Source organism: Bacteroides sp. RTP31139st1_H2_RTP31139_211217 (genome assembly GCF_040227615.1).
In the GTDB taxonomy this organism is placed as follows: Bacteria; Bacteroidota; Bacteroidia; order Bacteroidales; family Bacteroidaceae; genus Bacteroides; species Bacteroides uniformis.
In genome coordinates, this window is sequence record NZ_JBCNZM010000011.1 from 15,704 (window position 1) to 35,967 (window position 20,264).

At 47.7% G+C, this 20,264-nt stretch carries 23 protein-coding genes and 1 pseudogene; 17 read left to right on the forward strand and 7 right to left on the reverse strand.

Annotated features, from left to right (window positions below):
• Positions 1 to 54 precede the first annotated feature (54 nt).
• Positions 55 to 1,476, forward strand: coding sequence for a S41 family peptidase (locus tag ABUA47_RS02890; RefSeq protein ID WP_022401627.1), 1,422 nt, complete (start codon positions 55 to 57; stop codon positions 1,474 to 1,476).
• Positions 1,477 to 1,489: 13 nt separating this feature from the next.
• Positions 1,490 to 2,395, forward strand: a pseudogene (locus tag ABUA47_RS02895) (DUF4595 domain-containing protein).
• An 8-nt stretch (positions 2,396 to 2,403) separates the two neighbouring features.
• Here the strand turns inward: ABUA47_RS02895 and ABUA47_RS02900 are convergent.
• On the reverse strand, positions 2,404 to 3,216 hold the full coding sequence (locus tag ABUA47_RS02900) for an alpha/beta hydrolase (protein ID WP_005826503.1): 813 nt from the start codon (positions 3,214 to 3,216) through the stop codon (positions 2,404 to 2,406).
• A 94-nt stretch (positions 3,217 to 3,310) separates the two neighbouring features.
• Here ABUA47_RS02900 and ABUA47_RS02905 point away from each other — a divergent pair, with 94 nt between their 5' ends.
• The 9 genes from ABUA47_RS02905 to aat all read left to right on the forward strand — a co-directional run bounded on the left by ABUA47_RS02905 (position 3,311) and on the right by aat (position 11,529).
• The gene (locus ABUA47_RS02905) at positions 3,311 to 4,603 is read left to right on the forward strand and encodes a hemolysin family protein (protein ID WP_005826501.1); all 1,293 of its coding nucleotides are present in this window, start codon (positions 3,311 to 3,313) and stop codon (positions 4,601 to 4,603) included.
• Positions 4,604 to 4,647: 44 nt separating this feature from the next.
• A complete protein-coding gene (locus ABUA47_RS02910; protein WP_005826499.1) occupies positions 4,648 to 5,127 on the forward strand; it encodes a copper resistance protein NlpE N-terminal domain-containing protein in 480 nt (159 codons plus the stop codon).
• A gap of 160 nt (positions 5,128 to 5,287) precedes the next feature.
• Complete coding sequence (locus ABUA47_RS02915; RefSeq protein WP_008663796.1) at positions 5,288 to 5,722, forward strand: DUF6078 family protein; 435 nt, start codon at positions 5,288 to 5,290, stop codon at positions 5,720 to 5,722.
• Positions 5,723 to 6,248: 526 nt separating this feature from the next.
• Positions 6,249 to 6,698, forward strand: coding sequence for a DUF1016 N-terminal domain-containing protein (locus ABUA47_RS02920; RefSeq protein WP_243634913.1), 450 nt, complete (start codon positions 6,249 to 6,251; stop codon positions 6,696 to 6,698).
• The gene (locus tag ABUA47_RS02925; protein WP_035449476.1) at positions 6,688 to 7,545 is read left to right on the forward strand and encodes an SDR family NAD(P)-dependent oxidoreductase; all 858 of its coding nucleotides are present in this window, start codon (positions 6,688 to 6,690) and stop codon (positions 7,543 to 7,545) included. The genes ABUA47_RS02920 and ABUA47_RS02925 overlap by 11 nt, the downstream gene beginning before the upstream one ends.
• A gap of 42 nt (positions 7,546 to 7,587) precedes the next feature.
• Positions 7,588 to 8,277 (forward strand): hypothetical protein, encoded by a 690-nt coding sequence (locus tag ABUA47_RS02930; protein ID WP_034528603.1) that lies wholly within the window; start codon positions 7,588 to 7,590, stop codon positions 8,275 to 8,277.
• Between the two features lie 32 nt (positions 8,278 to 8,309).
• Entirely contained in the window at positions 8,310 to 8,621 is a 312-nt protein-coding gene (locus ABUA47_RS02935) for an ATP-dependent Clp protease adaptor ClpS (RefSeq protein WP_005826483.1), read from the forward strand.
• A gap of 12 nt (positions 8,622 to 8,633) precedes the next feature.
• Positions 8,634 to 10,874: an AAA family ATPase gene (locus tag ABUA47_RS02940; RefSeq protein ID WP_141981670.1), complete on the forward strand. Its 2,241-nt coding sequence runs from the start codon at positions 8,634 to 8,636 to the stop codon at positions 10,872 to 10,874.
• Positions 10,875 to 10,878: 4 nt separating this feature from the next.
• On the forward strand, positions 10,879 to 11,529 hold the full coding sequence (gene aat, locus ABUA47_RS02945) for a leucyl/phenylalanyl-tRNA--protein transferase (protein WP_005826481.1): 651 nt from the start codon (positions 10,879 to 10,881) through the stop codon (positions 11,527 to 11,529).
• A gap of 90 nt (positions 11,530 to 11,619) precedes the next feature.
• On the opposite strand, the gene ABUA47_RS02950 is transcribed toward aat, so the two are convergent.
• Positions 11,620 to 12,477: an MBL fold metallo-hydrolase gene (locus ABUA47_RS02950; protein WP_141981668.1), complete on the reverse strand. Its 858-nt coding sequence runs from the start codon at positions 12,475 to 12,477 to the stop codon at positions 11,620 to 11,622.
• Positions 12,478 to 12,535: 58 nt separating this feature from the next.
• On the reverse strand, positions 12,536 to 14,131 hold the full coding sequence (locus tag ABUA47_RS02955; RefSeq protein ID WP_057089169.1) for a sensor histidine kinase: 1,596 nt from the start codon (positions 14,129 to 14,131) through the stop codon (positions 12,536 to 12,538).
• A gap of 451 nt (positions 14,132 to 14,582) precedes the next feature.
• On the opposite strand from ABUA47_RS02955, the gene ABUA47_RS02960 reads away from it, so the two are divergent.
• Genes ABUA47_RS02960 through ABUA47_RS02970 form a run of 3 tightly spaced genes read left to right on the forward strand, consistent with a single transcriptional unit; the run spans position 14,583 to position 17,122 of the window.
• Positions 14,583 to 16,211 (forward strand): RluA family pseudouridine synthase, encoded by a 1,629-nt coding sequence (locus ABUA47_RS02960; RefSeq protein WP_347774037.1) that lies wholly within the window; start codon positions 14,583 to 14,585, stop codon positions 16,209 to 16,211.
• A gap of 38 nt (positions 16,212 to 16,249) precedes the next feature.
• Entirely contained in the window at positions 16,250 to 16,720 is a 471-nt protein-coding gene (locus tag ABUA47_RS02965) for a GNAT family N-acetyltransferase (RefSeq protein WP_035449481.1), read from the forward strand.
• 12 nt (positions 16,721 to 16,732) lie between these two features.
• The gene (locus ABUA47_RS02970; protein ID WP_008663810.1) at positions 16,733 to 17,122 is read left to right on the forward strand and encodes a VOC family protein; all 390 of its coding nucleotides are present in this window, start codon (positions 16,733 to 16,735) and stop codon (positions 17,120 to 17,122) included.
• Positions 17,123 to 17,126: 4 nt separating this feature from the next.
• Here ABUA47_RS02970 and nfo read toward each other — a convergent pair whose 3' ends face one another.
• From nfo to ABUA47_RS02985, 3 genes are read right to left on the reverse strand one after another with little or no spacing between them, the layout of a single operon-like run.
• Positions 17,127 to 17,969 carry a deoxyribonuclease IV gene (gene nfo, locus ABUA47_RS02975; protein ID WP_005835868.1) on the reverse strand — a complete coding sequence of 281 codons (843 nt, stop codon included), beginning with the start codon at positions 17,967 to 17,969 and terminating at the stop codon, positions 17,127 to 17,129.
• Between the two features lie 4 nt (positions 17,970 to 17,973).
• On the reverse strand, positions 17,974 to 18,291 hold the full coding sequence (locus ABUA47_RS02980; RefSeq protein WP_005826471.1) for an MGMT family protein: 318 nt from the start codon (positions 18,289 to 18,291) through the stop codon (positions 17,974 to 17,976).
• A 58-nt stretch (positions 18,292 to 18,349) separates the two neighbouring features.
• Positions 18,350 to 18,832, reverse strand: coding sequence for a PepSY-like domain-containing protein (locus ABUA47_RS02985; protein ID WP_035449484.1), 483 nt, complete (start codon positions 18,830 to 18,832; stop codon positions 18,350 to 18,352).
• Positions 18,833 to 18,977: 145 nt separating this feature from the next.
• On the opposite strand from ABUA47_RS02985, the gene ABUA47_RS02990 reads away from it, so the two are divergent.
• The 3 genes from ABUA47_RS02990 to ABUA47_RS03000 are packed head-to-tail and all read left to right on the forward strand — an operon-like array spanning position 18,978 to position 20,110.
• Complete coding sequence (locus tag ABUA47_RS02990) at positions 18,978 to 19,436, forward strand: GNAT family N-acetyltransferase (protein WP_005835863.1); 459 nt, start codon at positions 18,978 to 18,980, stop codon at positions 19,434 to 19,436.
• Between the two features lie 36 nt (positions 19,437 to 19,472).
• Positions 19,473 to 19,751, forward strand: a complete 279-nt coding sequence (locus tag ABUA47_RS02995) for a zinc ribbon domain-containing protein (RefSeq protein ID WP_005835861.1) — start codon at positions 19,473 to 19,475, stop codon at positions 19,749 to 19,751.
• Positions 19,752 to 19,753: 2 nt separating this feature from the next.
• Positions 19,754 to 20,110 (forward strand): nitrous oxide-stimulated promoter family protein, encoded by a 357-nt coding sequence (locus ABUA47_RS03000; RefSeq protein WP_008663812.1) that lies wholly within the window; start codon positions 19,754 to 19,756, stop codon positions 20,108 to 20,110.
• Here the strand turns inward: ABUA47_RS03000 and ABUA47_RS03005 are convergent.
• Positions 20,056 to 20,262 (reverse strand): hypothetical protein, encoded by a 207-nt coding sequence (locus ABUA47_RS03005; RefSeq protein ID WP_005835857.1) that lies wholly within the window; start codon positions 20,260 to 20,262, stop codon positions 20,056 to 20,058. The two genes, ABUA47_RS03000 and ABUA47_RS03005, sit on opposite strands and share 55 nt — an antisense overlap.
• Positions 20,263 to 20,264: the final 2 nt, after the last annotated feature.

The following is a 20,264-nucleotide window of genomic DNA, read 5'->3' on the forward strand; positions in this document are numbered from 1 at the left end:
TTTCTATCTTTAGATAAGATAGACTGCATTTCGGCAAAACTTTTTCATGCAAGCATGAAAGTTCTGCACTCAATTTGCACTATCTTTGCCCCCATGAAAGCAAGAAATATACTGATACTCATATTGGGAACCCTGATTCTTCCCATTTATCTGACTTCCTGCGGGGTGGACCGCTGGAAAGAGTATGCCGGACAGACCCAGACAGACCGCTGGATTGACGATACCATGCGTGTGTGGTACTATTGGGTAGACGCTATCCCCCATACCAACGACCTGAACTATTTTCAAGCCCCTTTCACTTTCTTTGCCTCGCTCAAATCCGAAGAAGACAAATTCTCCACCATCGACAGTCTGGTCAGCGTCACCACTACCCGCAGCATCCCCTATACGGATTACAGCTACGGATTCCAGTTCACTACCAACCAGATAGAAGTAGAAGGAGAAGAGAATGCCATTGTTGCACAGATTCTTTACGTTGCCGACGGAAGCCCGGCCTCGGAAATCGGGCTGAAACGGGGTGACTGGATTATGAAGATGGACGGGAACTTTATTACTGAACAGAATTATAAGAAACTGTATGGAAGTAGTGCCATGGAACTTACAGTAGGTTATTACGACGTGGAGAAAAATGCCATCGTTGCTTACGACAAACCCAGACAGATAGCATCGGCGCGTCCCGTCAACGACAACCCGGTGCACTATAAGAATGTATATACATCAGGCAGCAAGAAAATAGGTTATCTGGTCTACAACCACTTCAGTTCCGGCCCCACGGACAACAGTAATGAATATGACAACGACCTGCGCAGCGCATTCCAATATTTCGCATCACAGCAAGTCAACGAATTCATCCTTGACTTGCGCTACAACAACGGTGGATTACTGAGTTGCGCAGAATTGCTGTGTACCATGCTTGCACCTTCCTCCGCCTTGGGACAAGAGTTGGGGTACCTGGAATTCAACAACCGCTTCAATCCGCAGATAGTACCGTTCACCCTGAACTCCGGACTCATCGGAAACGGAGCAAACCTAAACCTGAATACTCTCTACGTACTTACCAGCAGCCAGACTGCCTCCGCCTCCGAAATGGTGATTAACTGTCTCGACCCGTATATGGATGTTGTCATTATCGGCGGTACTACCGTAGGCAAGAATGTAGGTTCCAGGAATTTCTCCAGCCCCGAACTGATGATAACGATGAATCCCATCGTCTGCAAGATATACAATTCGGAAGGGAAATCTGATTATGAATCCGGATTCCAACCGGCCTACTCGGGATATGTAGTGAATGAGATGAGCGACATGTCACGTTTCCTGCCCTTTGGAGATACCAACGAAGCCTTATTGAGCACTGCACTCGGCGCCATCGACGGAAGCATACAACCGCCCGCACAAGAAGATACCCGTTCTTTAAGAGTGACCACTCTCGCAAACTCCATTGAACGTCGGGCAAGCCATGCCGTACGCATCAAATAAAAAGACCAATAGGATGAAACTAAACAGAAGAGTTACAATCATCACCCGATTTTCGGGAATCATGTTCAGCCTGCTGTTGCTCGGCGGACTGGCAGCTTGCAGCGATGATAACAATGGCAATGATACGCCAGAACCGGAGCCGTCAACCTAACCCACCACTCCTTTCTCCAAAATCGAACTCAAAGAAGTGATAGAGAGCGATGCGCAACCGGTTACTGCCACCCACACCTACCTTTACAACAGTGCAGGCAGGCTGACCAGCTACACCGGCAAACAGAGCTTTACAGCAGGAGACGAACTCTTCGAGATAGAGAATACCACTACTGTCGAATACAAGGACCATCAAGCCGTGATAACCGACGAAGCAGGTACAGTATCAACCTACACGCTGAATGACAAAGGTTATGCCACCACTTGTACCAGTCAGGATATGGCAGGAAATACCCGTACTTACACCTTCTCCTACCTCATCAACACCGAAGACAAATACTATCTGGAAAACATCACAGAAAAGCTGGACGACGGAAAAGAATACTCATTCATTACAATAGACTACAGCAACTTCCGGGCATTGCGCATACAGCAAAAGGTTGACACTTTTGAACACAACAGTACGGCTACCACACCATCAGGCAATGAAATTGCAAATATCTCCGAAATACCAAGCCTATTCATTACGGACATGTATCCGCTTTCCATGCATGCAGTTGCCATATACGGGAAGATATTGGGAGAACCTGCAAACTATCTGATTACCCAACTCATCCCGGACAGCAACGGAGAAAGTGAAGAGACCACCACCTATACTTATACGTTAGATAACCGGGGTATCGTCACTTCCTGCCATGCAGTCGTCAGGCATATAAGGAACGGCTACGAGCAGGACTACACACGCACCGTGAACTATACCATCGAATAATAAGCTACTTACTTCTTAAAGAACTTGTCGAAGAAAAGGACGTGATAGTCTATGGAGTTGTTCCAATACGTTCCGGTATGTCCACCGGGACGAGTGATGAAGTCATGGTCTATCTTCCTTGCCAGCAGCCGGTTGTGCAAGTCCTTGTTCACTTCAAGAAAGAAATCGGCCTCACCGCAGTCGATGATTAGCGCCAAGTCGCCATTTACAATCTTATCCAGCTGGTTGACCACCGTATGCGCATCCCAAGATGCCTTGTTGGCAGCAAACTCTCCCAACTGCTTGTTCATTTCCCAATTCTGGGGGAACGGCCGTATATCCACTCCTCCACTCATACTGCCCGCCGCACCGAACACATCCTTATGACGGATAGCACTCCACAAAGCACCGTGGCCGCCCATACTCAATCCACTGATGGCACGCGCCTTTCTATCGGGAATGGTAGCATAGTTCCCGTCTGTATACTTCACCAATTCCGAGGTGACAAAAGTCTCATAACGGTAGGCAGGATTCTCCGGACTGTCCCAATACCAACTGTTCTTGCCGTCCGGACATACAAATATGATTCCTTTCTCATCCGCCATCTGCGGCAATTCCGGCTTCAGCTGCACCCAGCTCCGCGCATTGCCGCCATAACCGTGCAACAGATAAACCACCGGACAAGCCTGCTTGCCGATAGCCTTATCAGGCAATACATACACAACTTTTACATCCTTATTCATGGCTGCACTTCTCACCAACACCGTGTCTACACGTGCCGCCTGCAACATTACGGCAGACAGACACCACAAAAGCCCCAAGGCAATAATTCTTTTTTTCATCTATTTATTGTTTATTTTTTCTAACGGATGGCAATATTAACAATAAATACTGAAAAATCATTATCTTTGCCTCACAAACTATTCAAAATCCACTATGGAGTTTATTATCATTCTACTTTTACTTATTCTGAACGGCATTTTTGCCATGTATGAAATCGCTTTAGTCTCCTCAAGTAAAGCACGCCTTGAAACTCTTGTCGGAAAAGGGAACAAAAGAGCCAAAGGAGTATTGAAACAACTGGAAGAACCCGAAAAATTCCTCTCCACCATCCAAATCGGTATTACTCTTATCGGTATCGTATCCGGTGCCTATGGTGGTGCCACCATCGCTGATGACGTAGAACCGCTGTTCGCCCTCATTCCGGGAGTAGCCGCCTATGCCAAGACTCTCGCCATGATTACCGTAGTAGCCATCATCACCTATCTGTCGCTCATCATAGGCGAACTGGTGCCCAAGTCCATCGCCTTGAACAACCCGGAACGATGGGCCACCATGCTCAGCCCCTTCATGATTGTGCTAACCAAGATTTCCTATCCGTTTGTATGCCTGCTGAGCGCTTCCACCAAACTGATGAACAAACTCATCGGACTGAACAGCGGCGAAGAACGCCAAATGACACAAGACGAACTGAAGATGATTCTGCACCAAAGCTCGGAACAAGGCGTCATCGACAAAGACGAAACGGAAATGTTGCGTGACGTGTTCCGCTTCTCGGACAAAAGAGCGAATGACCTGATGACCTATCGCCGCGACATCGTCGTGCTCCATCCCACAGACACACCGGAAGAGGTGTTGCGTATCATCCACGAAGAACACTTCAGCAAATATCTCCTGGTGGAGCGGGGAAAGGACGAGATTATCGGTGTGGTTTCCGTAAAGGACATCATCTTGATGATGGGCGGCGAACAACCCTTCAACTTACGTAGTATTGCACGCCCTGCTTTGTTTATTCCGGAAAGTTTGTATGCAAAGAAAGTTTTAGAGCTGTTTAAGAAGAACAAAAACAAGTTCGGAGTTGTTGTAGACGAGTATGGAAATACAGAAGGTATCATCACCCTGCACGATTTGACGGAAAGTATCTTCGGAGACATCCTCGAAGAGAATGAAACGGAAGAAGAGGAAATCGTTGTTCGTCAAGACGGTTCCATGCTGGTGGAAGCTTCCATGAATCTGGATGACTTTATGGAGGCGATGGGCATTATGAACTATGATGACCTGAAAGAAGAAGACTTCACCACCTTGAGCGGTCTTGCCATGTTCTTGATAGGACGGGTGCCGAAAGCCGGAGACTTGTTCAGCTACAAAAACCTGGACTTCGAAGTGGTGGATATGGACCGCGGACGGGTGGACAAGCTGCTCGTCATCAAGAAAGAAGAAGATGAATAACAAACGCTATTGCGTCTTTATAATTAACTTAAACCATTAAAGCAATGAAAAAAGTAATGATGATTGCAGCCCTTGCCGCTGCATTGGTATCCTGCCAATCAAAAGGAACTCAGAACAATGACGCCGTCGCCATGGACGAAAGTGTAATGGCTGTTACCGGCAATGACTCGTCTGCCGTAGCCGTATACGAAGGAATCCTTCCCGCCGCCGACGGTCCGGGCATCCAGTATGTATTGAGCGTAGACAGTGTAGGTCCCGACGGAGAAAGCGGCTACACGCTGGTAACAACTTATCTGGATGCCGAAGGCCCCGGAAAGAACAAGAGCTTTACTTCCAAAGGAAAGAAAGAAGTTATCCAGAAAGACGTCGACAACAAGAAGAAAACAGCCATCAAGCTGACCCCGAACGACGGGGACACTCCGGTGTACTTCGTAGTAGTGAACGACACAACCCTGCGCCTTGTCAACGACAGCCTGCAGGAAGCAGTGAGTGACTTGAATTATGACATCATCCAGGTGAAATAGTCCATCCATACTTATAAGAAAGAACGGTACAGCCGGAATTACTGAATTCAGTGGTTCCGGCTGCTGTTTTTTCAATGAGGGGGCATTTCAAACAAGAGAACAGAAGGCTATATCAAAAAGTTAGTGCTATCTTTGTCGCTTCATCAAAGTATATATAAACATGAAACATTCTTCCGAGAAACCTTTAGCACCTGCCAACTACTCACGCTGTTTCAACAACCAATGCCCGAAAGCCGACAACTGCCTGCATCGCTTAGCCGCCCTTCGCGATACCCCCGAGTACCCGTCCATCCGCATCATCAATCCACTGTGTATTCCAGAGGATAGCAGCCAATGCGCCTATTTCCAATCGACACAAAAGATACATGTCGCATGGGGAATCAGCCACTTGCTCGATGAAGTTCCCTACAAGAATCTCCAACCTCTGAAAAGCCAGTTGATAGCCCATTTCGGCCGCGGAAAATACTACCGCTTCTACCGGGAAGAATCTTACCTTTCCCCCGAAGACCAGAACTATATCCGCAGAACTTTCCACCAATACAACATTCCGGGAGAACCGGCTTTCGACTCCTACAGCGAAGAATACAAATGGTAGAAAGGTAATCTTCAGCCCCCTTTTCATGTCATTTTATCACTGAAAATATAGATAACACTTTAGTTCACAACGGTGAACACTTTGTTACAACAGTAAGAAACAAAGTGTTCACATACTATGAAACAAACTGTTCACACTCAATAAAACAAACTGTTTTCTTTAACGGAACAAACAGTTTCCTACTAATGAAACAAACTGTTCTCCATATTGAAACAAACCGTTCTCCTTAGGGAAACAGACGGATTCCCTTTTGAAGCCCTACAAGGGGAATAATTATCGCCTACGAAAATATAGGAGGAAATACAGCGACATAGTGCGATACCTATTCTCTGCAAAACGGGTGAACGTGTTCGGGAGGATATTGCAGCAACACGGGATGAGGTAAAGGAAAGAGAGGGGGAGATGGTATATTGTGTGGTAAAAGTGGAGAGGCAGAAAAGACGAAAAGGATTACAGTTGAAATAAATTCTTTTTCTTAACTTTGTGAAATAGAAACATCGAATATGACGATGAAGAAAATAAAAATATGAAAACAGCACTATCTATAAATCAACCGTTCAAGGATTGGGTAAACCACCTAAAACAAGACATTCGTAGTGCACAGATTAAAGCGGCTGTACGCGTGAACAGCGAACTGCTTCACCTTTACTGGCAACTGGGAGCAGAAATTATAGAACGGCAGAAAGAAATGACTTGGGGAAGCGGATTTCTCGAAGAGTTGAGTCGTGAGCTGATGGCAGAATTTCCTGATATGAAAGGGTTCTCATATAGAAACATACGCAGTATAAAGCAGTGGTATCTATTTTATAATGAGCCACATACAATTTGGCAACAAGTTGTTTCCAAATTAGGTGAAGAGAAATTTTTCTCCATCCCTTGGGGGCATCATCTCTATATCATCTCCCAATGCAAGGAAGTGAACTTATTCGGAGAAAGACAGTTAAACAATAAAACCGGAAACATATATGGCCGATAATTATCTTGAAAATCAGTACGAGCAATACCGGGCACGCAAAGCAGCTTGGGAGAAAGCGAAAAAATCCGGTAAGGCACAAACGCTACATAAGCCGACACTTCCCCTCAAAAAAGGCGGAAAGAAAGTGTTCGTTACCGGAGGTGCAGGAGGTATTGGCAAAGCCATTGTAGAAGCCTTCTGCAAGCTTAATTACCAAGTAGCCTTTTGTGACAAGAATGAACTGGAAGGACAACAAACCGCCCAAGCCACCGGAGCACAATTCCACCCCGTCGACCTAAACAGCAAAGAAGCATTGGAACTTTGCCTGCAAAATATTTTCAAGGAATGGGGGGATATTGACATCATTATAAACAATGCCGGCATCAGTGAATTCTCTCCCATCACAGAAACGAGTGTGGAGACTTTCGATAAAATATTGTCTGTGAATTTACGTCCGGTGTTCATTACTTCACATGCGTTGGCAGTACACCGCAAAAGTCAAAACAGCACGAATACCTACGGAAGAATCATTAATCTCTGTTCTACCCGCTATCTGATGAGTGAACCAGGCAGTGAAGGATATGCAGCTTCCAAAGGAGGTATCTATTCATTGACGCATGCGTTGGCTTTATCGCTTGCAGAGTGGCACATCACGGTCAACTCCATCTCTCCGGGCTGGATTCAGACACACGATTATGAACAATTACGGGCAGAAGACCATTCACAACATCCCTCCGGACGGGTTGGCAAACCGGAAGATATTGCCCGTATGTGCGTATTCCTATGTCAAGACGAAAACGACTTCATCAATGGCGAAAACATAACCATTGACGGAGGCATGACCAAAAAGATGATTTACTGGGAATAGCCCTTTTATAAAACAATCTGCCCAACATAATAATTATAGGATATGAACATGAAAAAGTCTTTTATAGGAATCCTGGCAGCAACCATCATCCTCAGCGGATGCGGCACAAGCCAGATGGCTGCAGGCGACCCTAACGCAGTGCTCGCAGGAGCTGCCATCGGAAGTAATGTAGGCGGTGCCATCGGCGGGCTGATAGGTGACAGTAACGGAGGCTGGCGAGGAGGATACCGGGGTTCCGCCATCGGCACCATCATAGGAACCATTGCGGGAGCTGCCATTGCCAATGCAGCCACAGCCCCCAAAAAGCAGGAGGAGTACAGCTACCGGATAGAAAGGACACAGCCCTATCCCCCGCAATCCGGAAGACAGCCGCAAGCATCGGCCATCGACCACTTGAGGATACGGAATATACGTTTCATTGACGACAGCCGCAACCACGTCATCAATTCGGGCGAAAACTGTAAAGTGATTTTTGAAATCATGAACGAAGGAAACAAAACAGCCTACAACGTAGTGCCGGTGGTGGTGGAAACCACGGGCATGAAGCGTATTTACATATCGCCGTCGGTCATGATAGAGCAAATAACTCCGCGCAACGGTGTGAAATACACCGCCAACATCAGTGCCGGAGAACGGATAAAGACGGGTAACGTCACCATACGCATAGCCATAGCCGACGAGTACGGAGACGAATATGACTGGCAGGAGTTTTCGTTGCCCACACAACGGTAGAACAATGTCTTAACAGTAGTTTTTAAAAAGAAATGGAACAACAGCAATCTTCTTTCAAAGAAAAAGAACGCATAGAATTACGGGAACCCCGACGCTTCAAAGTCACCATCTACAATGATGACTTCACCACCATGGAGTTTGTGGTAAAAGTACTCACCACCGTCTTTTACAAATCATCGGCAGAAGCGGAAACACTGATGCTGCAGGTGCACAAGAGCAACTCCGCGGTAGTGGGCATCTACTCATACGACATCGCCCACTCCAAAGTACAGAAAGCCACCCGCATGGCACGCAATGAAGGTTTCCCCCTCCGGCTCACCGTCACCCCGGAGGAAGAAGAATAAGAAAGAAACAATATGGATATAAAAAATACGATATTCGTAAACCAAGCATTCGCTTCCGCACAAAGAAAAGCCGAGTCTTACCGGCACGAGTTCATCATGCCCGAACATCTGCTGAGCGCCATTCTGGAACAGGAACCCTTTATCAACACCCTGCAAGATACCTTCTACAATTATGTGGAGCTCAGCATCTCACTGGAAAACTATCTGACGGAAGAAGTGGAAACTATCCCCGACAATGTGGAATACGAGTTGGGACTTTCCGTCCAGCTCAGTTCACTCCTACAACATGCCTATATGGTGACAGAGTATTCCAGCGCCGAAGAACTGGGTGTTCCCCATCTGATACAAGGCTTGCTGCAACTGGAAGATTCCTGGGCATGCCATTTCCTAAAGGAAGCAGTCGGCGGCGACCTGCCCGAATTCCTCAGTCTGCTCATTACCCACTACGAAGAAGCGGAGCTGGCAGAAGAAGCAGGCGGTACGCCATCTCCCGATGAACAAGAGAAAACAGAACCGTGGCGTAACTACGTGACCTGCCTCAACGACCATCTGGCAGACCACAACCCGCTTATCGGCAGGGAGATGGAGTTGGAGCGAACCATACAAGTGCTCTGCCGCAAAGAAAAGAACAACCCGTTGCATGTGGGCGAACCCGGTGTAGGCAAAACAGCCCTTGCCTATGGGCTTGCCGCCCGTATCGAAGCGGGCAACGTCCCCGAACGGCTTGCCGGCTTCCGCATCTATGAGCTGGACTTGGGCAGTCTACTGGCAGGCACACAATATCGCGGCGATTTCGAGAAGCGGCTGAAAAGTATCATGGAAGGCATCGGTCGTGAGGGAAATGCCATCGTCTACATCGACGAGATACACAACCTGATAGGCGCCGGACGCACGGGCGAAGGCTCTATGGATGCCTCCAACATGCTGAAACCCTATCTGGAAACCGGGGCAATACGTTTCATCGGCTCTACCACCTACGACGAGTACAACCGCTACTTCGCACGCAGCAAGGGACTGGTACGCCGCTTCCAGCAGATAGACATACTGGAACCGAGCATTGAAGAAGCCATACATATCGTAGAAGGCCTGAAAGAGAAATACGAAACCTACCACGGCGTCACCTACGAGCCCGACGTCATCCCCTACGCCGTAAAGGCAAGCGCCCGCTACATCAGCGACCGTTTCCTGCCCGACAAAGCCATCGACCTGGTGGACGAAGCAGGAGCTTACCGGGAAATACACCCCACAGACTCCGAGGAACAGACCGTGGACAAGGCACTGATAACCGACATACTGGCACGTACCTGCAAAGTCAATGCCCTCGCCATGAAAGAGGACGACACCACCGCCTTGGAAAGCCTGCACGAACGCATCAGCTCCCGCATCTACGGGCAGGAAGAAGCCGTCCGTCAGGTGGTGGAAGCTGTGCAAATGTCCAAAGCCGGACTGCTGGACGAAAACAAACCGCTGGCAAGCCTGCTCTTTGTAGGCCCCACCGGAGTAGGAAAGACCGAAGTTGCCAAAGTGCTCGCCGCCGAGCTGGGCATCGCCCTGCAACGTTTTGACATGAGCGAATATACCGAAAAGCATACCGTAGCCAAACTGATTGGCTCGCCTGCCGGCTACGTGGGTTACGAGGACGGCGGCCTGCTGACCGACGCCATACGCAAGACCCCAAACTGCGTGCTACTGCTCGATGAGATAGAAAAAGCCCATCCCGACGTATTCAACATCCTGCTGCAAGTAATGGATTATGCCGTACTGACTGACAACAAAGGACGGAAAGCCGACTGCCGACACGTGGTCCTCATCATGACCTCCAATGCCGGAGCACAATATGCCCGCCAAGCGTCCATCGGCTTCAACAGTCAGGTCACCGCCGGAGAAGCCATGCTGAAACAAGTCAAGAAAACCTTTAAGCCCGAATTCATCAACCGCCTCTCTGCCACGGTGGTCTTCCATGACATGGACCGCCCGATGGCATCACTTATCCTCGACAAGAAACTCGGAGAACTAGGCAGCAAGCTGTCTTCCCGCCAGGTGGAAATGGTATTGAGCCAGGAAGCACACGAATGGCTGCTCCAACGGGGTTTTATTCCCGAATACGGCGCCCGGGAGATGGACCGCGTGATAGCCGCCCACTTGAAACCCTTGCTGATGCGCGAAATTCTGTTCGGTACATTGAAGGCAGGAGGAAAAGTCCGCGTGCAAGTGGAAAACGGAGCATTGAAACTACAACCCGCAACCGAATAACGATATGGTCTTTCAACTGACGGATAAACTTGCTTTCCCCGACCCTCACTACGGCGACCCCGACGGGTTGCTCGCTGTGGGCGGTGACCTATCCATTGACCGCCTCATCCTGGCGTACTCCAACGGCATCTTCCCCTGGTACGCATTTCGGGAAGAACTGATACAATGGTGGTGCCCGATGGACCGTTTCGTCATCTTTCCGGACGAAATCCATATCTCCCACTCCATGCGTACGCTCATCAACAAAGGAAAGTACGAAATCACCTTCAACGAAGCTTTCCAAGACATCATACAAACCTGCGGAGAATTGCGGATAGAACAAGAAGGCGCCTGGCTCGGAACGAAGATGATGGAAGCCTATACGCACCTGCACGAACAAGGATTCGCCGCCAGCGTGGAAGTATGGGAAGAAGAGCAATTGGTAGGTGGGCTGTACGGAGTGACCCTGGGACGTTGTTTCTTTGGAGAGAGCATGTTCTCACTCGTTCCCAGCGCCTCGAAGCTGGCCCTCATCCATCTGGCCCAATTCTTCAGGGAACATGGAGGCGTCATGATAGATTGCCAGTTCGAAACCCCTCACCTCAAAACAATGGGAGGCAGGCACATCAGTTACGACGAATATATGACATACATCGAACAAGACTGCCGCTTCTAAAAGTAAAAAGGAATAACGAGGGGCTCAGAACTATCCGCGCCTAAATATAGCATAATGAAAGTACTCATATACTTTTGACACTCTCCTATTCTATTTGAAGGCCGGAGCAGGAAGATGCATACCTGCCATCGTCAATTGGTTGTCCTTGGCATATTGGAGGAAATACTTGCGTGCTTTCACGGCAGCTTCCTTATCCATATCATAGGAAGCGCAGTATTCCGGATGCTCCAACTGAAGGGCCACACCATGGATGAGGTCACCAATCACCAGTAACTTGCCACTCTGGAAAACCGTATGACCGGGAGTATGACCGACTGCCTCCATGGCAACCACATTGCCCGGCAAGGTATCGCCAAACTCAAACAGATGCAGCCGTTCCTTATAGGCATCCATCGTCTTTACGACCTGCGCCTTCCTTTCGGCAGGCATTGCCATCCAGGCATCATATTCCACTTTTGATGCGTACACTTCGGCATTCGGGAAGACTACACTGTCTCCCTTCATCATTCCACCGATATGGTCGCCATGGAAATGGGTAAGATACAGATATCCAATATCTGCCGGAGAGATACCCAAAGATTGTAATCCGGGCAACAGACGACTGCCGGGAGCTCCCATTCCCGTATCAAAAAGGATACGGATACCATTCGTATCTACCAGGAAGGTGCTCATGGAAGAAGGAATACCGCCTTGAAGCGACAAACTTTCCATCAATTCATCGCTTGCATCCGGGAAAATCGTTCTCGGCATCAAATGCTCACCAGCATTATCCTGAATCCAAGTGGCCTGCACTCCCTCCAGTTGCAAGGTCTTTACGCCACTGCATGTTACACCGACACTATCCATACTTACATCTTCATTTGTTTGTTTCTTTGTCCTGCTGCCGCAACCCGCCATCAGCAATGCTGCTGACACAACAACCAGGCACGTCCATGTCTTGTTTTTCATCGGTACAGAGTTTTTTATCCATAAATATTGAAGTTCGCACAAATATAGGCAAATAAAATCATTCGGCACACGGATGCCTGAACCAAAAACGGCTGCCGACTCCCAATTCCGACTCAGCACCGATAGTCCCGCCAAGATGCTCAATGATACTTTTACAGATGGACAAGCCTAAACCCGTGCCCTTCGCAAAGGTATTAAGCTTTACAAAGCGGTCGAACACAGTAGCCACGGCATCCGGAGCAATACCCATACCGGTGTCCGTCACAGAAAACTCTATCTGACCGGTACCTTCCACCGGATGATATTCCAAAAGGATCTGCCCTTCACTGGTGAACTTCAAAGCGTTGTTTATAAAATTGGTGACCACCTGCATCAGACGTTTCTTGTCGGTATAGATACGGTAATCGGGCAAGTCGGGAGCCAACAGAACCGATACAGCCTTGTCTTCCTTTATATCATAGTTGCGCATCACGTCCTTACAGAAGTCACTGACATCCACATACCCCATATTATAATCAAGTGTTCCCGCTTCTATCTTTGCCAAATCCAGAATGTCGGATATCAGTTGCAAGAGCAGTTCCGTATTCTCCTGCATGATGGCAAGGTATTCCTGGCGTTCTTCCCTATCGTCCAGTTCGGCAATGATGCTTGCAAAACCGACAATGGAATTGAGCGGAGTACGGATTTCATGACTCATATTGGCCAGGAAAGCAGACTTCAAGCGGTCCAGATGTTCTGCCTTATCCTTGGCGACCCGCAATTCCTCCTCTATCTTTTTCTGATGGTCGATATCCACACTGGTAATGACATGCGCCATCTGCCCGTCCACCCAAGCAAAGGCTGCACTGAACACGCGAAACCAACACTTGTCAAATGGCCGTTGATAATCCCACGAATAGACTTTGGTGGGGTGTCCGTTTTCATCTATCAAATGCCTCTTTGGGCAGAACTCACACTCCCCCGTCTTGTCCGAGTAGAGGGCCTCCCAGCATTTTTTCCCCCAGAAATGCTCGATACCGCCATATGGTTCCACCATAGACCTATTGGCATACAACATATCGTGGGAATCGAAAGAGTTGACGTAAATATCAACGCCCATATTATTCATGATACTGCCTAATGTATTGCTGGCCCTCACTTCCCTTTCCTTATATTCCCTGACCGCAATTTCCTTAGAGAACGAGCCCAGCAAGAGATGAATGATTTGCAACTCCTCTTCCGTGAGATAGGTCTCTTCCTCCCTGCCTGCAAAACCTATGAATCCGATGATTTTACCCTCAGTATCTTCAAAATGCCTGATTAACAAAGAATCCTCACCGTAGAAATCAAGAATGTCAATATCATCCCATGAAGCATCCGCATTTCTGTTTCCATAGAAAGGTTTATCCCGAGCTTTCATGGCATCGACATGCTCCTTTTTCAACTCTCCCATATCGAAACGGGGTTTCATAGTCCCACCTTCATTTCCAATCGTTTCTTTCAATAAGAAATAACGGAATCCGTCAGTCTGATAGATAAACCCTTTCGTAAAGTCATAGTAGTTGCAGAAATCGGTCAACGATTCAATAACTTTCCTTTCATTGGGTTCATTGCTATTCAACCGTTCTAAAAAATGAAGCAAGAATATGTTTAATTTCTCTTTGTTTTTGCCCATATAATCTTTTGAAAAACTTTAAGGCGCTAATATACAACTTTTTAAAGAGAAATAAGTTTCTTTTATATATCCAGGAAGTTTAAAAAACAACCATTCCCCAATAAAACAAAAAAGGCAATAACTTAATTTATTTTACAAGTATCACTAAGGCAAAAGCTCTTCATCCGTATTCATACGACGGCATAACATCTAAAGTACACAAAAAGAAGTCTATGGAAGAAGAAAATATCCGAGACAGATTAATAGTCATTTTTTAAGGATAACAGAGTTGCCAATTTATCAAAAACAAAGTTAATTCACACATATATACATATTTGTATAAACGGAGAATAAGTAAAACTTTCCCAAAGATGTTTTTTTCTTCATAAGCGATACAACCTATATACAACGAAATAAAGATTTGCAGTACAAACGGTCTGTTATGAGAGAAATATAGTATCTTTGCAACATCATGTTGCACCGTTTTACTACTTCCATAACCGACATTCCGCTTCCGGAAAGGTTCACCTATCCTTTCTGCTATACTCCGCACCCATTATGTATATTGGCAGCCAAAGAAGTACAAAGCTATCTTACCCGACAAACTACATGGAAGGACGAACTGCGCCAAGGCAAAATGTTCGGGGTACTGATTGTACAAACCGAGCATGGAGAAATCGGATATTTAGCTGCATTCTCAGGCATATTGGCCGGAAAGAACCTACATCCCTTTTTTGTTCCTCCCGTATATGACTTGCTACAGCCACAAGGCTTTTTCAAGATAGAAGAAGAGAACATCTCTTCCATCAACCGCAACATCCGGCAACTGGAAAATGACAAAGCATATGCCGCCTTATCAGCAGAGCTTGCCCGGACCATTCAGTCAGCAGAAAACATACTGGCAACAGCCAAAGCACAGTTGAAAGAAGCCAAAACAGCCAGAGAACAGTGCAGAAAAGAAAAAGAACTCAATGCGCAGGAAGAAGCCGAACTGATACGGGAAAGCCAGTTCCAAAAGGCAGAATATAAACGCCTGGAACGTTCATGGAAAGCAAGGATTACCACACTGCAAACGCAGACAGAAGACTGGGAAAGACGGATTTCAGCATTGAAGTCTGAACGTAAAACCCGCTCTGCAGCATTGCAGCAAAAGCTATTCGAACAGTTCGGGATGCTGAATTACCGGGGAGAAGTCAAGAATCTCTGTGAGATATTCGGGCAGACCGTGCACAAGACACCTCCTGCCGGCGCAGGTGAATGTGCGGCCCCCAAACTGCTGCAACAAGCTTATCTGCACGGATGGAAACCTATTGCCATGGCCGAGTTCTGGTGGGGTGATTCCCCCAAGACAGAGATACGCCATCACGGCCACTATTATCCGGCTTGCAAAGGAAAGTGCGAACCTATACTGCAACACATGCTGCAAGGTCTACAAGTAGAGGAAAACCCCATGTTGAAAAGAATGCAGGTACCCTCCCAAAATTTGGAGATTGTTTATGAGGACCCATGGCTTTCGGTCATCAACAAACCGGCAGGAATGCTGTCTGTTCCCGGCAAGGAAGATGCAGTCTCCGTCTATAGCCTGATGCGTGAGCAATATCCCGAAGCTGACGGTCCCCTGACGGTGCATCGTCTCGACATGGCCACTTCCGGTTTAATGCTCATTGCCAAGACCAAGCGTGTACACCAGAACCTGCAGGCCCAGTTCAAGAACCGCCTGGTCAGGAAACGTTATGTCGCATTGCTCGAGGGTATTGTCCCAAAGGACAAAGGTACGGTCGACCTCCCGCTTTGCCTGAATCCACTTGACCGCCCACGGCAAATGGTACACACCGAACACGGAAAGCCCGCCATCACCGATTATCAAGTTCTGGAACGTCTGGACGGGAAACGGACCCGTATCGCTTTCTATCCGCGCACGGGAAGAACCCATCAGCTACGTATACATGCAGCACACCCGCTTGGCTTGCACTGCCCCATCATCGGTGATGAACTTTACGGGGAGAAAGCAGACCGGCTTTATCTGCATGCCGAATACTTAGAATTTACCCACCCTATAACGGGAGAAACCGTAAGGATTACCAAAGAAGCTGAATTCTGACTGCCTACTGATTAATAACCAGCAAAGTAATGCAATAAATGATGATACTCCGACCTACCCCACAAGATTATGACGAACTGTTGACCGTCTGGGAAGCCTCTGTCCGCAGCACACACCACTTCCTGGCAGAAAAGGATATACAGTTTTACAAACCGCTGATAAGAGAGCAGTACTTTCTTGCCGTAGAGCTTTACATCATCCGCAACGAAAAAGAAGAAATTGCCGCCTTTATGGGACTGAGCGATGAACTCATCGAGATGTTGTTTGTCCGTCCTGACCAACAAGGTAAGGGATACGGAAAACGGCTCATGGAGTACGCCGTCCACCAAAAACACATCCACAAAGTGGATGTAAACGAGCAGAACGGACAAGCTTGCCGATTTTACCAACATATGGGATTCCAAGTGGCCGGCTGGGACGAAACCGACCCGACGGGAAAGCCTTTCCCTATTCTGCACCTGCAATTACCAACCCCACCACAGATTACTCAGATTGAACACAGATTATAATTTAGCAAACTTATGAAGATACATCACATCGCCATCTGGACCTTCCGACTGGAAGAGATGAAAGAGTTCTACACACGTTACTTCAACGGGAGCAGCAATGAAAAGTACATCAACCCCCAAAAAGGATTCGAATCTTATTTCCTTCACTTCGATGAAGGAACGGATTTGGAACTGATGAGCCGTACGGACATACAGAATACCCCTATTGAGGAAAACAGACTGGGACTGACCCACTTTGCCTTTGCCTTCGACAGCCAGGAAGCTGTCCTCCGACAGACAGAACGGCTACATACAGCGGGATATACCATCGCAGGAGAGCCCCGTACCTCCGGCGACGGATATTTTGAAAGTGTCGTCCTCGACCCGGACGGTAACCGTATAGAATGTGTATTCAGGGCATAGTCTCTCAATCAGAGGAGACAAAGCTTCTCAACAGTTTTATCTCCTCTGCCCAAAGCGATTCATCGGGCGTCTCCAAAATAATAGGTATACCGTCAAAACGCACATCTTGCATAAAGCGCCGGAAGAAATCCATACCTATCAGCCCCTTGCCGATGCTGTCGTGACGGTCTACTCTGGAGCCGAGTGCTTTCTTGGAGTCATTCAGGTGTATACCGCGCAGATAGCCGAAACCTACCGCTGTGTCAAACTCCTCAAACACCTTGTCATACTCATTCACTATATCATAGCCTGCTGTATACGTGTGGCAGGTATCAAGGCAAACTCCAACGCGAGACTTGTCATCCACCCGGTCAATGATATGTCCCAGCTGCCAGAACTCGTTTCCCACATTGCTACCCTGCCCGGCTGTGTTCTCTATGACAGCCACCACATCGTGCGTCTTGCCCAATATAAGATTAATGGATTCAGCGACCTTGTCCAGACACTCTTCCACGGAAATCTTATTCAAATGGCTGCCCGGATGAAAATTCAGTAACTTCAGCCCTAATTGTTCGCAGCGCTGCATCTCATCCAGAAAAGCGGCACGGCTTTTCTGTAACCCTTCTTCTTCGGGATGCCCTAAATTTATCAGATAACTGTCGTGAGGCAGGATATAGCGGGAATCGAAGCCAAGCTTCCCGCAATTTTCCTTAAACACCCTGATACTCTCCTCCGTCAGCGGCCTTGCCACCCACTGACGCTGGTTCTTGGTAAACAAGGCAAAAGCATTTGCCCCTATCTCACTGGCATTGACGGGAGCCGCTTCCACTCCCCCACTGGCCGATACATGTGCACCTATAAATTTCATAATCTTATTGTATTTGCTCTTTCATGAATTCCCACTGGCATTTTTTCATGTCCACACACCCATTCTTTCTGAACGTCACGCCCTCTGCCTCCAGCAAAGCCCGCTGTTCCGCCCAGCACGGTGCCAGCCTGCCCTGGCTGTTCACTACCCGATGGCAGGGCAAACACATGCCGTCGGGCACATCGTGCATAGCATGTCCCACCATGCGCGAACATTGAGGTCTTCCGACAAGATAGGCTATCTGTCCGTACGTCACCACCCGCCCCGGAGGGATTGCGGCCACTACATTATAAACCTCCTGCTGAAAAGTGTCTTTGTCCATAAAAGTCTGGTTTGGGAAGGCAAAGATATGATAAATTCAGCAGGTATGCGAACAGACGTTACAAGAAAGTGGCTGCGCCGAGCGGATTGTATGTATAGGTGACATTACGGGCACGGATGATTTCGCCCGTCGGGGTAAACAATATCTGATATTTCGTCTGGAGATTTGCCATCCCTACCTCTACCGCCACGATGGACTGCCATTTGGGAAACTGTACCCAAGTGACATTCTGCACCATCCCTCCGGAATATTCACTGGCGGCAAAAGCATTGTAAACGGCAGGGGGCACTTCGTCCATTGTCTCCCAGTCCGTCTGTTGCATTACCCATTGCGCCTGCCCGTCAAACCAGACTTTCGTATCAAAACCGTTCATCAGGAAATCTGCCACATAATAAGATTCATCATGTGACCAGGCAACATCATCTACCGTAGGATACATTTTCTTCAGTGCAGCCTGTACATCAGCAGGTGCCCAATCGGCAGAAGCCGAGACTGATACCATCAGCATCAAAACCAGAAAAGAGAATTTCAACTTACTCATAACTTCATCAGATTATCATGTTATGAGAAGAACGGCGTATGGCAGATTTTGTTCACCGGCAACTCTCAACCATTCAACAGTTAAAAAGAGATATCCATTGTAATTCAATAGAAAATGACTAACTTCACACCAGAAATTCAGAAATATGATAAGAATACATCCCATATCCGGCAACAAAAAGCAATATCTTGACCTGCTGCTGCTTGCCGACGAACAAGAGTCCATGATTGACCGTTATCTGGAACGGGGAGAGATGTTCATCCTATCCGATAATGATACAGTCAAAGCGTCTTGTGTAATCACCTGCGAGGATAAAGGAATCTACGAAATAAAGAGCATAGCTGTCTATCCGGAATACCAGCGCCAGGGATATGGAAGACAACTGATAGCATTCGTTCTTGAACATTATAAAGACCGGTGCCATACTATGCTTGTCGGCACTGGAGACAGTCCGCTAACCATCCCCTTCTATGAAAGCTGCGGATTTGCATACTCACACCGGGTACCCGATTTCTTTATCGATAATTACGACCACCCCATATTTGAAGGAGGCAAGCAACTGAAAGACATGATTTATCTGAAAAGGACGCTTCAACCAAAATAATATTCTATATTTGCATATCACTTAACTCCACACATTATGGAAGCTAAACTTTGCCAAAGCTGCGGAATGCCCTTGTCATCTGCAGAAGTACTCGGAACCAATGCCGACGGTAGCCTCAACGAGGAATATTGCACCTATTGCTACCAGCACGGCAATTTTGCACAAGACTGCACTATGGACGAAATGATAGAACATTGTGCACAGTTCACCGACGAATTCAACAAGGATTCCGGAATGAATTTCACTAAAGAGGAAGCCATTGCCGGTATGAAAGAATTCTTCCCGACCTTGAAACGCTGGCAGTCCAAACAATAAACATGCCATCCCGTATCGAGCAGGAAAAACAGACAGTAGAACGGATGGTCCGCCTCTACTGCCGGAAAAAGGAAGGTAACAAGCAATTGTGTCCCCGATGCGAGGAATTGCTGGGATATGCCCGCATTCGTCTTTCACGCTGTCCTTTCGGTGAGAATAAATCCACCTGCAGGCAATGCAGCATTCACTGCTACAAGCCCGAAATGAAAGAACGGATGCGTGAAGTCATGCGGTATGCCGGACCACGGATGCTGTTGTACCATCCCGTGGCGGCACTCCGCCATTTGTGGCAGGAGTATGTCCATCAGTATTTCACCAAACGTTTCGGAGTCCCGCGCCAGGAACAGCACAAACAATAAACCGTATCCTGGTCGTATCCCTCCAACGAGGAGGTGCCGTCCTTAGGTACAATCTCACCTTTGTCAGAGATGTAGACCGGCAGGCGCTCACCTTGTCCGTTCATCACAAAAAATGCCCCCACCTTGCATTGGGGGCATACCATCTTACGCATAA

What these genes read in the sequence shown, in the direction of transcription:
- nfo (WP_005835868.1), bottom strand. Translation starts at nt 17,969, where the DNA reads ATGAAATTTATAGGTGCACATGTATCGGCCAGTGGGGGAGTGGAAGCG.
- ABUA47_RS02985 (WP_035449484.1), bottom strand. Translation starts at nt 18,832, where the DNA reads ATGAGTAAGTTGAAATTCTCTTTTCTGGTTTTGATGCTGATGGTATCA.
- ABUA47_RS02995 (WP_005835861.1), top strand. Translation starts at nt 19,473, where the DNA reads ATGGAAGCTAAACTTTGCCAAAGCTGCGGAATGCCCTTGTCATCTGCA.
- ABUA47_RS02935 (WP_005826483.1), top strand. Translation starts at nt 8,310, where the DNA reads ATGGAACAACAGCAATCTTCTTTCAAAGAAAAAGAACGCATAGAATTA.
- ABUA47_RS03005 (WP_005835857.1), bottom strand. Translation starts at nt 20,262, where the DNA reads ATGCGTAAGATGGTATGCCCCCAATGCAAGGTGGGGGCATTTTTTGTG.
- ABUA47_RS02950 (WP_141981668.1), bottom strand. Translation starts at nt 12,477, where the DNA reads ATGAAAAACAAGACATGGACGTGCCTGGTTGTTGTGTCAGCAGCATTG.
- ABUA47_RS02960 (WP_347774037.1), top strand. Translation starts at nt 14,583, where the DNA reads ATGTTGCACCGTTTTACTACTTCCATAACCGACATTCCGCTTCCGGAA.
- ABUA47_RS02920 (WP_243634913.1), top strand. Translation starts at nt 6,249, where the DNA reads ATGAAAACAGCACTATCTATAAATCAACCGTTCAAGGATTGGGTAAAC.
- ABUA47_RS02930 (WP_034528603.1), top strand. Translation starts at nt 7,588, where the DNA reads ATGAACATGAAAAAGTCTTTTATAGGAATCCTGGCAGCAACCATCATC.
- ABUA47_RS02990 (WP_005835863.1), top strand. Translation starts at nt 18,978, where the DNA reads ATGATAAGAATACATCCCATATCCGGCAACAAAAAGCAATATCTTGAC.
- ABUA47_RS02905 (WP_005826501.1), top strand. Translation starts at nt 3,311, where the DNA reads ATGGAGTTTATTATCATTCTACTTTTACTTATTCTGAACGGCATTTTT.
- ABUA47_RS02980 (WP_005826471.1), bottom strand. Translation starts at nt 18,291, where the DNA reads ATGGACAAAGACACTTTTCAGCAGGAGGTTTATAATGTAGTGGCCGCA.
- ABUA47_RS02970 (WP_008663810.1), top strand. Translation starts at nt 16,733, where the DNA reads ATGAAGATACATCACATCGCCATCTGGACCTTCCGACTGGAAGAGATG.
- ABUA47_RS02955 (WP_057089169.1), bottom strand. Translation starts at nt 14,131, where the DNA reads ATGGGCAAAAACAAAGAGAAATTAAACATATTCTTGCTTCATTTTTTA.
- ABUA47_RS02940 (WP_141981670.1), top strand. Translation starts at nt 8,634, where the DNA reads ATGGATATAAAAAATACGATATTCGTAAACCAAGCATTCGCTTCCGCA.
- ABUA47_RS02965 (WP_035449481.1), top strand. Translation starts at nt 16,250, where the DNA reads ATGATGATACTCCGACCTACCCCACAAGATTATGACGAACTGTTGACC.
- ABUA47_RS02900 (WP_005826503.1), bottom strand. Translation starts at nt 3,216, where the DNA reads ATGAAAAAAAGAATTATTGCCTTGGGGCTTTTGTGGTGTCTGTCTGCC.
- ABUA47_RS02925 (WP_035449476.1), top strand. Translation starts at nt 6,688, where the DNA reads ATGGCCGATAATTATCTTGAAAATCAGTACGAGCAATACCGGGCACGC.
- ABUA47_RS02915 (WP_008663796.1), top strand. Translation starts at nt 5,288, where the DNA reads ATGAAACATTCTTCCGAGAAACCTTTAGCACCTGCCAACTACTCACGC.
- ABUA47_RS02890 (WP_022401627.1), top strand. Translation starts at nt 55, where the DNA reads ATGAAAGTTCTGCACTCAATTTGCACTATCTTTGCCCCCATGAAAGCA.
- aat (WP_005826481.1), top strand. Translation starts at nt 10,879, where the DNA reads ATGGTCTTTCAACTGACGGATAAACTTGCTTTCCCCGACCCTCACTAC.
- ABUA47_RS02910 (WP_005826499.1), top strand. Translation starts at nt 4,648, where the DNA reads ATGAAAAAAGTAATGATGATTGCAGCCCTTGCCGCTGCATTGGTATCC.
- ABUA47_RS03000 (WP_008663812.1), top strand. Translation starts at nt 19,754, where the DNA reads ATGCCATCCCGTATCGAGCAGGAAAAACAGACAGTAGAACGGATGGTC.